The 12,375-nt window shown below is 71.3% G+C and carries 12 protein-coding genes; 6 read left to right on the forward strand and 6 right to left on the reverse strand.

Annotated elements, in window-relative coordinates:
• Nucleotides 1-133 precede the first annotated feature (133 nt).
• Entirely contained in the window at nucleotides 134-583 is a 450-nt protein-coding gene (locus ACIBH1_RS25880) for a hypothetical protein (RefSeq protein WP_397316498.1), read from the reverse strand.
• A 94-nt stretch (nucleotides 584-677) separates the two neighbouring features.
• On the opposite strand from ACIBH1_RS25880, the gene ACIBH1_RS25885 reads away from it, so the two are divergent.
• Nucleotides 678-1,559 (forward strand): proline dehydrogenase family protein, encoded by an 882-nt coding sequence (locus ACIBH1_RS25885; RefSeq protein ID WP_397316499.1) that lies wholly within the window; start codon nucleotides 678-680, stop codon nucleotides 1,557-1,559.
• Here ACIBH1_RS25885 and ACIBH1_RS25890 read toward each other — a convergent pair.
• A complete protein-coding gene (locus ACIBH1_RS25890; protein WP_397316500.1) occupies nucleotides 1,548-3,482 on the reverse strand; it encodes a WD40 repeat domain-containing protein in 1,935 nt (644 codons plus the stop codon). The genes ACIBH1_RS25885 and ACIBH1_RS25890 overlap by 12 nt on opposite strands.
• 81 nt (nucleotides 3,483-3,563) lie before the next feature.
• Here ACIBH1_RS25890 and proC point away from each other — a divergent pair, with 81 nt between their 5' ends.
• The 5 genes from proC to ACIBH1_RS25915 all read left to right on the forward strand — a co-directional run bounded on the left by proC (nucleotide 3,564) and on the right by ACIBH1_RS25915 (nucleotide 8,831).
• On the forward strand, nucleotides 3,564-4,358 hold the full coding sequence (gene proC, locus ACIBH1_RS25895) for a pyrroline-5-carboxylate reductase (RefSeq protein WP_397316501.1): 795 nt from the start codon (nucleotides 3,564-3,566) through the stop codon (nucleotides 4,356-4,358).
• An 80-nt stretch (nucleotides 4,359-4,438) separates the two neighbouring features.
• On the forward strand, nucleotides 4,439-5,617 hold the full coding sequence (locus tag ACIBH1_RS25900) for an MFS transporter (protein WP_397316502.1): 1,179 nt from the start codon (nucleotides 4,439-4,441) through the stop codon (nucleotides 5,615-5,617).
• A 21-nt stretch (nucleotides 5,618-5,638) separates the two neighbouring features.
• Nucleotides 5,639-6,988 (forward strand): efflux RND transporter periplasmic adaptor subunit, encoded by a 1,350-nt coding sequence (locus ACIBH1_RS25905; protein ID WP_397316503.1) that lies wholly within the window; start codon nucleotides 5,639-5,641, stop codon nucleotides 6,986-6,988.
• Nucleotides 6,985-7,650 carry an ABC transporter ATP-binding protein gene (locus ACIBH1_RS25910; protein WP_397316504.1) on the forward strand — a complete coding sequence of 222 codons (666 nt, stop codon included), beginning with the start codon at nucleotides 6,985-6,987 and terminating at the stop codon, nucleotides 7,648-7,650. The genes ACIBH1_RS25905 and ACIBH1_RS25910 overlap by 4 nt, the downstream gene beginning before the upstream one ends.
• On the forward strand, nucleotides 7,647-8,831 hold the full coding sequence (locus ACIBH1_RS25915; protein WP_397316505.1) for an ABC transporter permease: 1,185 nt from the start codon (nucleotides 7,647-7,649) through the stop codon (nucleotides 8,829-8,831). The genes ACIBH1_RS25910 and ACIBH1_RS25915 overlap by 4 nt, the downstream gene beginning before the upstream one ends.
• Here ACIBH1_RS25915 and ACIBH1_RS25920 read toward each other — a convergent pair whose 3' ends face one another.
• The 4 genes from ACIBH1_RS25920 to ACIBH1_RS25935 all read right to left on the reverse strand — a co-directional run bounded on the left by ACIBH1_RS25920 (nucleotide 8,832) and on the right by ACIBH1_RS25935 (nucleotide 12,311).
• Nucleotides 8,832-9,581 carry an ABC transporter permease gene (locus tag ACIBH1_RS25920; protein ID WP_397316506.1) on the reverse strand — a complete coding sequence of 250 codons (750 nt, stop codon included), beginning with the start codon at nucleotides 9,579-9,581 and terminating at the stop codon, nucleotides 8,832-8,834.
• A complete protein-coding gene (locus ACIBH1_RS25925; RefSeq protein WP_397316507.1) occupies nucleotides 9,578-10,468 on the reverse strand; it encodes an ABC transporter ATP-binding protein in 891 nt (296 codons plus the stop codon). Before ACIBH1_RS25925 ends, ACIBH1_RS25920 begins: the two co-directional genes overlap by 4 nt.
• Nucleotides 10,469-10,548: 80 nt before the next feature.
• Nucleotides 10,549-11,199 (reverse strand): response regulator, encoded by a 651-nt coding sequence (locus ACIBH1_RS25930; RefSeq protein ID WP_397316508.1) that lies wholly within the window; start codon nucleotides 11,197-11,199, stop codon nucleotides 10,549-10,551.
• Nucleotides 11,196-12,311: a sensor histidine kinase gene (locus ACIBH1_RS25935; RefSeq protein WP_397316509.1), complete on the reverse strand. Its 1,116-nt coding sequence runs from the start codon at nucleotides 12,309-12,311 to the stop codon at nucleotides 11,196-11,198. The genes ACIBH1_RS25930 and ACIBH1_RS25935 overlap by 4 nt, the downstream gene beginning before the upstream one ends.
• Between the last annotated feature and the right edge of the window lie 64 nt (nucleotides 12,312-12,375).

Raw genomic sequence — 12,375 nt, forward strand, 5'->3', positions numbered from 1 at the left:
GGTGCCGGGGGGCCGGTAGGCCCCCCGTGCGGGGTCTGGGGCGGAGCCCCGGTGTCACAGCCCCGACCGCGCCCGGCGCGAAGCGCCCGCCTCCAGGGAGGGACCGAGCTCGGCGGCAGGGAGGGGCTGAGGCTCAGCCTTTGGCGCCGTCGACGATCTTGCGTTTCCCCAGCGCCTTCTTGAGCTTCACCGTGTACGTCTTCTCCACGGCGACCATGATGCAGCTGACATCCTGCGCCTTCCTGGCAGCCCCCTCGTACAGCGTGATGGTCACCCGAGTCCGGGTTTCCTTCACCGTCACCCGGTCGAGCACGGTGCACGGTTCGACGCCTGACCACCATACGAGCCGCACCCGCTTGCCTCCGGAGACGGGTTTGGCCGAGGTGAAGGTCACCTTGCGGGTGTTGACCGTGTCTCCGACGGGTTTGACGGGTTCGGGGGATCCGGTGGGTGTCTGGCTGCTGCCAGCGGTGGCGCTGGTCGAGGTGACCGGCGGTGCCAGCGTGGTGCTGACGGGGGTATGGGGAGCGGGCGCGGCGGTCGAGGGGGGCGTCGCCGTGCCGCAACTCAGGGGCAGAATCATAAATCCGGCCAAAGCGATTGCTCTGCGCATACTCCTTCGACGGATTCGGATGTCGCCCGGTTCAACTCCCAGAACCTGTGGTTATGGTGAGCCTGTGCTCCTGCGTCAGACTCTGATCGCCGTGTCTCGCAGCCGGCGGGCCGAGGCGTTGTTGTCGAACTCTGCGCTGACCACGAGCGTGGCCAGGCGCTTCGTGGCCGACGACGTGTTCGCGGCGACGTCCGAGCTGGCCCGGCGCGGTTTGCTCGTGACGGTCGACCATCTGGGCGAGGACGTGGACGACCGGGTCAAGGCCGACGGCGAGGTGACGGCCTACGTCGATGTGATCGGCAGGCTGGCTCCGGGCGCCGACGTGTCGGTGAAGCTGACGGCGCTGGGTCTGCGTCTGTCGGAGCAGTTGGCGCTCGACAACGCGGCGACGATCTGCGAGGCGGCCGCCGCCAGGGGCGTGACGGTGACGCTCGACGCGGAGGAGCACGACACGATCGACGCGCTGATGTCGGTGCACGCGACGTTGCGCAAGGAGCATCCGCTGGTGGGCGTCGCCGTACAGGCGTATCTCAGGGACGCGGCCGAGCGTTGCGCGGCGCTCAACGGCGCCAGGGTGCGGCTGTGCAAGGGCGCCTACGACGCCCCGGGAGCGTATTCGGGCAAGGACGTCGACCGTTCTTTCGTGAAGTGCCTGCGCATCCTGATGTCCGGCTCGGCGTATCCGATGGTCGCGTCGCATGATCCGCGGATGATCGAGATCGCTTCGACCCTCGCCATCGTGCACGGTCGTGACGCCGACGGGTTCGAGTACCAGATGTTGTACGGCGTGCGCACCGACGAGCAGGCTCGCCTGGCGGGGCTCGGGGCGAAGGTCAGGGTCTACGTCCCGTACGGCGACGACTGGTACGCCTATCTGATGCGCCGCCTGGCCGAGCGCCCGGCGAACCTGCGCTTCGTGGCTCGCGCGCTCGTGTCAGGGCGTTAGCCGCCACGCCTGCAGTTTCTCGTCGGGCCCGCTGACGAGCACGGTTCCGGTGGGCGTGGTGGCGAAGGCGGTGATGCGGCGGGTCGTCGGCTGCGATGGGCCGATCGGCCTGCCCGCCGACAGGTCCCACAGTTGCGAGTGCTGGACGATGTCGTCGAGCTGCAGCGTCACCTGCGCGACGAGGTGCCCGGCGACCTCGCCCGTGCCGTCGAGCACGGCTGTCCACAGGGATTCGTCGGGCCTGGGCACGGTCAGGGGTGGGGCGAGGTCGCGGCCGGTCATCGGGTCGAGGACGCGGATCGCGGTGCTCTCCAGGCGGGTGACGACGATCGCGGGCGCGCAGCCGTACATGCCGGCGTGACCGAGGGCGAGCGGCGAGTCGGAGCGCTCGCCGACCAGGGGCGGCACGGCGAAGGTCGAGACCTGCTCGTGGGTGGTGACGTCGCGCACGCTGATGGTGTTGTCCTTCAGGGTGACGGCGACGGGTTCGCCGTGGAAGAGGCCGAGCCTGGTGGTGCCGGGCGGCGGGGCGAAGGTGCCGAGCGGGCGGCGGGCGGTCAGGTCCCAGGTGTGGATCCGGCGGTCGGCGAGGCCGACGAGCCGCCCGCCGGTCACGAGGAGCGGCCCGACGGCGCCGCCGGGCAGGGCGGCCAGGGGCTTGCGCGTGTTCAGGTCCCACAGGTGGACGGAGGGCGGGTCGTAGTGGCCGGTCACCGCGACGGAACCGGCGACGGCCAGCGAGGTGAGGCTGCCGGGCCCGGTCATCCGCGCGCCGACGGGCTTGCCTTCGGCCAGGTCCCAGACCTGGAGCGCGCCGTTCTCCTCGGCGGCGACGGCGAGCCGGTCGTCGGCCAGGGCGAGGTGGTCGACGCCGTCGATCGCCCCGGCGGGGCCGCTGCCGAGCCGGCGGCGGGTGGCGGGGTCCCACAGCCGGACGGTGTTGTCCTCGCTGCCGCTGAGCAGGACCCGCGTGCCGTCGACGGTGCCGAGGGCGAGCGAGGTGATCCCGGCGTCGTGTCCCTGCAGCGAGCCCAGTGGCTTGCCGGTCGGCGAGAACAGCTCGATGGGGCTGGCCAGCGACCCGTCGCCGCCCTGTTCTTCCGGCACCCGGCGGCCGCCGATCAGCAGGTCGGAGGTGGCGAGCGCGGCGCGGAAGCGGGTCTCGCCGGCGGGCACGAGGAGGGAGGGACGCGGCTTGGCCGCCGTCAGGTCGGCCACGTGCAGGCCCTCGTAGGTGCGGTAGTGCAGGGTGTCGCCGATGACGACGAGGTCGTCGGGGTCGGCGAACTCGTCGCCGCTGTAGAAGGGTTTGCCGACGGGACGGCCGGTGTGCCGGTCGTAGAGGCGGAAGGGCTCCTCCAGCCCGGCGTGGGTGACGAGGATGTCCTGGCCGCGCAGCGTGCCCGCCGCCATCTCCTCGGCCCGCCTGATCGGCAGGGAGCGCCGCCAGGTGCGGGCGCGGGTGTCCCAGACGCGCACCCGCTCGCCGTCGCTGACGTACAGCAGGCCGTCGTGCAGGGTGACGCCCTTGGGGGCGGGCAGACGGGTGACGACGCGGCGCGTCCCGGGGTTCCAGACGGAGGCCCGCTTGTCGCCGGAGACCAGCACGTCGCGCCCGAGCCAGAGGGCGCTCGTGCCCGCCACGGGTTCGAGGACCGGCTGGAAGCCGGGCAGCGACCAGAAGCGCACCTTGCCCTCGGCGCCCGCCGAGATCGCGATGGGCTCGCCGCCGAGGCTGCCGAAGGAGACGGTGAGCACGTCGCCGTGGCCGCCGCTGTCGAGGAGCCGCGGCCCCTCGGCCTTCAGCGCGGTCGCCGCCGACGGGCTGGGGCAGGGCTTCGCGGAGGTCCACGAGCTCGACGGCGTGGGCGCGTCCGCCTGGGTCGAGGTGCAGGCCGAGACCAGCAGCCATATCAGCGCCAAGGCGGGCCATCTCCTCACTCTTCGGGACGATAGTGGCCCGGTAAGCTGTCAGACCAGCTCCGTCAGGTGAGGTACACAGGCATGATCGCGATTCTCGGCACCGGCAAGATGGGCGAGGCCCTGCTGTCCGGGCTCCTGCGCGCGGGCTTCAAGCCCGGCGATGTGATGGCCACCGTCCGCCGCCCCGAGCGGGCGCAGGCGCTCAAGGAGACGTACGGCGTGCAGGTCGTCTCCAACACCGAGGCGGCCAAGAGCGCCGACACCCTCATCCTCGCCGTCAAGCCCCAGGACATGGCGGCACTGCTGGCCGAGATCGGCCCGTTCGTCCCGGCCGGGCGGCTGGTCATCTCCTCGGCGGCCGGCATCACCACCTCCTTCGTGGAGCAGCGGCTGGACGCCGACGTGCCGGTGGTGAGGGTCATGTCGAACACGCCGATCAAGTTCGACGAGGCGATGAGCGTGATCTCCGCGGGCGCCCACGCGGGCGAGGAGCACCTCCAGCTGACCGAGGCGCTGCTCAAGCCGGTCGGCAAGGTGCTGCGCATCCCCGAGTCGCAGCAGGACGCCGCCACGGCGCTGTCGGGCAGCGGCCCGGCGTACTTCTTCTACCTGGTCGAGGCGATGGTCGACGCGGGCATCCTGCTGGGCATGCCGCGGGCGGCCGCGCTCGACATGGTGACCCAGTCGATCGTCGGCGCGGCGGTCATGCTGCGTGATTCGGGCGAGCACCCGGTGATCCTGCGTGAGGCGGTCACCTCGCCCGGCGGCACGACGATCGCGGCGATCGCGGAGCTGGAGCGCCACAGCGTGCGCGCGGCGTTCCTGGCGGCCATCGAGGCGGCCAGGGACCGCGGTCGCGAGCTCGCCGGAGGCTGACACGGCCCGCAGGAGTGACCTCGCCGGGGCCGACACCCCCCTCGCGGTTTAATTCTTAGGAAGGTTTACTATTCCGGTCCATGTGGACCCGGGATTTCGGCCTGTTCTTCGCCGCGCGCACGATCTCCATGCTCGGCTCGTCGATGATGCCGGTGGCGATCGCGCTGGGCATGCACGAGGCCGGCTACGGGGCCACCGGCGTGGGCCTGGCCCTGGCCTCCTGGATGCTCCCGATGGCCGGGCTGATCCTGTTCGGCGGGGTCATCACCGACCGTTTCACCCCGCGCCGCATGATGGTCGCCGCCGACGTGACCCGCGCCGTGGTCCAGGCGCTCACGGCGGTGCTGTTCCTGACCGGGCGCCCGGTGTTGTGGCAGATCCTGGTGCTCACCGCGATCACCGGCGCCGCCGCCGCGATGTACACGCCGGGCGTGGCGGGAACGATCCCGCGCATCACCACCGACGTGCAGCGCGCCAACGCCACCCTGCGCGTCTCCGAGGCGATCATGCAGCTGGCCGGTCCCGGCCTGGCCGGTCTGCTGGTGGGCTTCATCGGCGTGGGCATGCTGTACGCCGCCGACGCCGTGGGCTTCGCCGCCAGCGCCGCGTGCCTGCTGCTCATGAGGGCGCGGGTGGCGGCCACGGCCCAGGAGCCGATGATGGTACGGCTGCGCGAGGGCTGGCGGGAGTTCCGTTCGAGGACCTGGATGTGGAGCGTCATCCTGATCTGGGTGATCTTCGGAATCACCCTGTTCGGCCCGCTGATCCCGCTGGGCTCCACGCTGGTCACCGGGATGTACGGCCAGGCGGCCTACGGCCTGGTGATGTCGGCGGGAGGCGCTGGAACGATCCTCGGCGGCCTGGTCGCCATGCGCCTGCGCCCGGCCAGGCCGCTGGCGGCGGGAGCGGTGGCGATGTTCCTGTTCGCCGCCCAGCCGCTGACGATGTCGCTCGAGGCCGACCTGTGGGTGATCATGGCGGGGTTCGTGCTGGGCGGCGCGGGCTGGGCGTTCTGGTCGGTCATGTGGGCCACCAGCGTGCAGACCCAGGTGCCGCAGGAGGCGCTCAACCGGGTCAGCGCCTACGAGATCGGCGGCTCGACGATCTCCATCCCGATCGGCCAGGCGCTGGCGGGTCCGGTGGCGGGGCTGTTCGGCGCGGCGAGTGTGCTGTCGGTCTCCACCGTGGTGGCGCTGGCGGGTTGTGTCGCCCTGCTGGCCGTACCCCAGATCCGGCGACTCGCCCGAGTGACCGCCTGACCCGGCTCCTACGATGGATCGGTGACGATCCGTCGCGGTATCCCCCCGCTCGCGATCCTGCTGCTCCTGACGGCCTGCTCCGCGGAGGAGGCGCCGGAGGTGCAGGTCGCGGAAGTGAAACGCGCCCCCGTGGTCGAGGTGGTGGAGGCCCCGGCGACGATCGGGGCCCGCGCCACGGCCACCTTACGATCGCCGGCCCAGGGCACGGTCGCCAAGCTGTACGTGCGCGACGGCGACTCCGTGGAGAAGGGCCAGCTGCTCGTCAAGATCAGCTCGCCGCAGGCCGAGGAGCAGCTCAAGCAGGCGCGCAAGGCGGCCAAGGCCCCGCCGGCGCCGAGGATCGGCGCCCCGGGCATCAGGCTGGCGGGCTTCGACACCGGGGCGTTCGACCGCCAGGTGGCAGGACACTTCGCCAAGGCGCGAGCGGCGGCCAAGAAGCTCGACGACGCGCAGGCGCGCCGGCAGTTGCTCAGCGCGATCGACCTGGCGCAGGCGCAGCACCGCGCGCAGAGCCGGGCGCTCGCCAAGATCACCGCGGATCTCAACAGGTCCATCAACGGCGTGCTCTCCCAGGTCACGGGTGGCCTGTCGGGTCTGACCTCCTCGATGGCGTCGCTGCGCACCGCCTCCATGGCCCAGTCGAAGGCGGCCGTGCGCGTAGCCTCCGACACCGTCAAGGGCCTGTCGATCAAGGCGCCCTTCGACGGCGTCGTCACCTTGGGCACGACCTCGGGTGGCGGCGGCTCGACCCCCGACCTGGGCGGCCTGCTCAGCCAGGTGCCCGGCGCCGTGCAGTTGCCTTCGTCGGGCAACGGGCCGTCCACGCCGGTGGCGACGGGCGTGCCGGTCTCGGCGGGCGACGCGGTCGTCACCGTGACCGACGTCTCCGAGCTCACGCTCTCCGCCGACATCGACGAGACGGACGTGCTGCTGGTCAAGGAGGGCACCAGGGCCACGGTCGAGCTCGACGCGGTGCCCGGCGCCGGATACGCCGCCAAGGTCACCGGCGTCGGCGTCACGCCCATGGAGGCCAGCACGGGCGGCGTGAGCTACCCGGTCAAGCTCACGCTCGGCGCGGGCACGTTCGACGACGGCAGCAAGGCCCCCACCCCCAAGCCCGGCATGAGCGCGGTGGCGCGGCTGACCGTGCGCGAGGTGGCCGACGCCCTGTCCGCCCCGGCCTCGGCGATCGTGACCAGCGGGCGCGAGAGCGTGGTGTGGGTCGTGCGCGACGGTACGGCAGAGCGCCGCGTGGTCAAGCTCGGCGCCCAGGGCGAGGCCGTCGTCGAGGTGCTCAGCGGCCTGCGGGCCGGGGAGCGCATCGTGGTCAAGGGCGCCGACGCCGTACGGCAGGGCCAGCGGCTGTCATGATCGAGGCCGTCGATCTCACGCGCTCCTACCAGCTCGAAGGCGTCTCGGTGGAGGCGCTGCGCGGCGTGAACCTGACCATCGGGCCGGGCGAGTTCGCCGCGATCGTCGGCCCGTCGGGCTCGGGCAAGTCGACGCTGATGCACCTGCTCGGCTGTCTGGACAGGCCCACGTCGGGATCGTTGAAGATCGACGGTGTGGAGGTGGCGGGGCTGAACGACACCCAGATGGCCGAGCTGCGCAACCGGACGATCGGTTTCGTCTTCCAGTCCTTCCATCTGCTCGCGCGCACGTCGGCGCTGGAGAACGTGGCTCTGCCCCTCGTCTATCGCGGTATCTCGCGAAATGAGCGGATCAAACGGGCGAAATCCGCGCTGGAGGCCGTCGGCCTGGCCCACCGGCTCGACCATCGACCCTCCCAGATGTCCGGAGGCGAGCAGCAGCGGGTCGCGATCGCCCGCGCCCTGGTCGGCGAGCCCGCCGTCCTCCTGGCCGACGAGCCGACCGGCAATCTCGACACCCGCAACGGAGCCGAGGTGATGCGCATCCTGGACGGGCTCGACTGCACCAGGATCGTGGTCACCCACGAGCCGGAGGTCGCCGCGCACGCCGTACGGCAGATCCACGTCCGCGACGGCCTGATCGAGCTGGACACCGCGACATGAGGCGCTACGAGGCCTTCTCCATGGCCCTGGAGGCGCTGCGGGTCAACCGCATGCGCTCCCTGCTGACGATGCTCGGCGTGATCATCGGCGTGCTGTCGGTGGTGATCCTCGTGTCGATCGGCACCGGCGCCAAGAACGCGGTCGAGAGCGAGATCGCGGGCCTGGGCAGCAACATCATCCTGGTGGTCCCCGGCAGGCTGACCACGGGGGCCGCGCCCACCCAGAGCCGCCTGAACCTCCAGGACGTCGCCTACGTCAGGCGGGTCGTCGGCGATCCCGGCAAGGTCACCGTCTCCCTGCAGTCCGGCGAGACCGTGCGGGTGGGCAGGACCGAGCAGTTCGCCACCATCGTCGGCACCGACGAGAACCTGCCCAACATCTTCGAGCGCCCCCTGGAGCGCGGCAGGTACCTGAGCGAGACCGACGTCGACACCAGGCGCCGGGTGACCGTGCTCGGCGCGGAGGTGGCCGACAAGCTCTTCGGCGACATCGACCCGATCGGCCGCCAGGTCTCCATCTCCGGCGCCCGCTTCCGCGTGGTCGGCGTCTACGCCACCGTGGGCGCGACCTTCGGGGTGGCGCGCGACGCCGAGGTGCACATGCCGGTGACGACCGCCCAGCGCCTGCTGGGCATCTCACGCATCAACGGCATGGCCGTGGGGGCTTCCGGTCCCGACGAGATCGAGCCGCTCCAGGGCCGGGTGCTCGCGGCGCTGCAGGAACGCCATCCGGGCGACCAGTTCTCCGCCGTCACGCAGACCCAGCTGCTGGGCACCATCGGCAGCATCCTGGGCATGCTCACCGGCGTGCTGGCCGCCATCGCGGGCATCTCGCTGCTGGTGGGCGGCGTCGGGGTCTCCAACATCATGCTGGTGAGCGTGCGCGAGCGCACCCGCGAGATCGGCCTGCGCAAGGCTCTCGGGGCGCGCCAGCGTGACATCCTGCTGCAGTTCCTCATCGAGGCGGTGCTGCTCACGACCATCGGCGGGATGATCGGCATCGCCCTCGGCGTCGGGGGATCGTTGCTCATCCAGGCGCTCACCCCTGTGCCCGCCGCGATCACCTGGTGGTCGATCGCGCTGGCGTTCGGGGTGTCGGTCGCCGTCGGGGTCTTCTTCGGGGTCGCGCCCGCCCGCCGCGCGGGGAGGCTGGACCCGGTGATCGCCCTGCGGGCGGAGTGATCAGGCGTCACGCCTGCGCAGCAGCACGGCCGCCGCCACCATGATCACCGCGACCCAGGCGGCGTAGACCGCGAAGCCCTGCCACGGGGTCAGGCTCTCCGCCCCGGTCTGCAGCGCCATGACCTTGCTGCCCGCGTTGGTGGTGAAGTGCTTGCTCACCGCCGCGCCCCAGGCGCCCGGCAGCAGCTGCGAGAGCTGCGGCACGATCAGGAGGAGGGCGACGGCCGAGAGGATCGCGCCGGGCGTGTGCCTGATGAGCGCGCCCAGCGCCAGGCCGAGCAGGCCGCTCGCGGTGAGGAACAGCACCGTCCCGATCAGGGCGCGCAGCACCTCGGGGTCGCCCAGTGACGAGTCGAGGCCCTTGCCAGAAAGGATCGACTGCACGGCGAAGAAGGTGACCGCGGTCGTGGCGGCGCTGAAGAGAGCCGTGATCACCGTGAAGACGAGGATCTTGGCGCTCAGCAGCGTGAGCCGCTGCGGCACCGCCTGAAGGGTGGTGCGGATCATGCCGGTGCGATACTCGCTGGAGATCACCAGGACGCCCAGCGTGGCCATGGCGATCGAGACGAACGGCGTGCCCGCCACCGCGATGTCGAAGCCCGACATGTCGATGGGTTCCTTGGTGTTGACCGCCGAGATGCTGATCAGCAGCGCGAACCCCAGCATGAGCAGGAATCCGGCGGCGTAGGTCCACATCGTGGAGCGGACCGAGCGCATCTTGGTCCACTCGGAGGCGAGAACGTCGATCATGACGAGAACTCCAGACTGTCCTTGGTGAGCTCCATGTAGGCGGCCTCGAGCGTCGGCTGGACGAAGGTCAGCTCCTCCAGCTCCAGCGCGTGCCGCGCCGCCAGCCGGCCGATCTCCAGCGACGGGACCCCGGTCACCCGCAGGTGGTCGGCCTGCAGTTCCGCGGCGGGCAGGAGCGCCGAGAGCTCGGCCAGCCGAGGCGAGCGCACCCGCACGTAGCCCTGCGAGCTGCGCCCGATGAACTCCTCCACGCTCGTGTCGGCGATCATCCGGCCCTTGCCGATGACGATGAGGTGGTCGGCGGTCTGCGCCATCTCGCTCATCAGGTGGCTGGAGACGAACACCGCGCGCCCCTCGGCGGCCTGCTTGCGCATGAAGGTGCGGATCCACAGGATGCCGTCGGGGTCCAGCCCGTTGACCGGCTCGTCGAACAGCAGGATCTCCGGGTCGCCCAGCAGCGCGGCGGCGATGCCCAGGCGCTGCGACATGCCCAGCGAGAAGCCGCCGATACGGCGCCTGGCGACCTCGGAGAGTCCGACGACCGCCAGGACCTCCTCGACGCGTCCGCGCGGGATGGCGTTGCTCTGGGCGATCGCCAGCAGGTGGTTGCGCGCGCTCCTGCCCCCGTGCACCGCCTTGGCGTCGAGGAGCGCGCCGATCTTGCGCAGCGGATGCCTGAGATCCTGGTACGGCACGCCGCCCACGGTCACCTGGCCCGCGCTGGGCCGGTCCAGTCCGAGGATCATCCGCATCGTGGTCGACTTGCCCGCGCCGTTGGGTCCGAGGAAGCCGGTCACCTGGCCGGGGTTCACCTCGAAGGAGAGATCCGCCACGGCCGTCGTCTGGCCGTAGCGTTTGGTCAGATGTTCCGCCCGTATCGCTGTCATGCCTCAAGGCTGTCAACGAGCGGGCGGATCGGCCTCCTGCGCGAGAACCGTTCCGCGCGCGGGGTTCTAGGACGGGGGTCCTACTCCCCGGGACTGACCAGCCCTGCCTCGTAGGCCACGATCACCGCCTGCGCCCTGTCGCGCACCTCCAGCTTGGCGAACAGGCTCGTCACGTGGTTCTTGACCGTGCTGGGGGAGACCTCCAGGCGGCCGGCGATCTCGGTGTTCGACAGGCCGCGGCCGATGAGGGTGAGGATCTCCTGCTCGCGCGCGGTCAGGCCGGTGACCGCGCCGCCGCGTGGCCGTACCGGACCTCGTACGAACGTGCCGATCAGGCGCGTGAGCAGGCGCGGCGCGACGGCCGCCTCGCCGCGGTGCACGACGCGCACGGCCTCGGCGAGCTCCTCGGGGGAGATGTCCTTGGGCAGGAAGCCGTCGGCTCCGGCGCGGAGGGCGGCCACGACGTTCTCGTCGAGGTCGAAGGTGCTCAGCGCCAGCACCCTGGTGTCGGGCAGCGAGGCGGTGATCTGCTCGGTCGCCGCCACGCCGTCGAGCCTGGGCATGTGCAGATCCATGATCACGACGTCGGGTCCCAGCGCGCGGATGACCTCCAGCGCCTCCAGGCCGTCGCCCGCCTCGCCGACGACGCTGATGTCGGGCTCGGCGTCGAGCATGAGGCGGTAACCGGTCCTGACCAGCGCATGGTCGTCGACGAGCACTACAGAGATCACAGGGGTAGCTTCGCAAACACGCGGAAACCTTTGGAAGGCCGCGGCCCGGTTTCCAGTCGCCCACCGCACAACGCCACCCGCTCCGCCATGCCGCCCAGGCCGAACCCCGCCCCGTTGCCGCCCACGGTGCTCATGCCGTCGTCGAGCACCTCCACCTCGACGCCGTCGTCGAGGTAGGCCAGCCGTACGGTGGCCCGCGCGCCCGCGGCGTGCTTGCGGGTGTTGGTGAGGGCCTCCTGCACGATCCGGTAGACCGCGTGGTCGACGTGCGTGGGCAGGGGTACGGCGTCGCCGTCCACCGAGAAGGTCACCGGCAGCCCCGCCTTCATGACCTGCTCCACCAGGGCGGGCAGCCCGCCGGTGCCCACCCCGGTCGCGGCGTCAGGACCGTCGCCCGAGTCGGCGCGCAGCACGTCGAGCAGGTGGCGCATCTCGGTCAGCGCCTCGCGCGAGGTCTGCTCGGCCGCGGTCAGCGCCTCGCGGGCGGCGTCCTGGTCGCGCGGCATGACCGAGCGCGCCCCGCCCACCAGGGCGTTGATGACGGTCAGGTGGTGAGCGACGACGTCGTGCAACTCGCGCGCGATCCTGCGGCGCTCGTTCTGCACGGCGGCGTCGGCGCGTGCCTTGGCGTCGCGTTCCTTGAGCTCGCCGCGGATGCGGATGTACTGCCCGGCGCCCACGCACAACATCGGTCCCGCCAGGCCGCCGATGATCGGCGGGATCAGGCTCAGCCAGGTGGTGGCCGACGGCAGGTTGAAGCTGACCGCGACGCCGGCGTAGACCACCGCCAGCCCGGCTCCCACCCGCCAGGCGACGCGCCCGGGGGTGTAACGGCCCAGGCTGTAGAGGGCGATGCCGGCGACGAACGGCATCGAGCCCGACATCCTGAACGCCGTGGGGATCAACTCGATGGTGCTGGTCAGGATGGCGACCAGCACCGGGCGGGTGCGCCGGACGAGGAGCGGGAGCACCGCGCCCACGAAGAAGACTGCGCTGGTCAGGACCTCGGGCCGGGAGGCGTAGACGGTCGTGAGGGCCGCTCCGAGGACCGCGGGCACGGCGAGAACGGCCACCAGTGTGATGTCGAAGATCTTGGACCTGTTCACCCGCATGGCCTCGACCCTAAGTGGATATCTGGAATCTATGCTGCGGTAACGTCGGCCCCAAGTCGCGAGG

It is taken from the genome of Nonomuraea sp. NPDC050663, from assembly GCF_044456985.1.
Taxonomy (GTDB): Bacteria; Actinomycetota; Actinomycetes; order Streptosporangiales; family Streptosporangiaceae; genus Nonomuraea.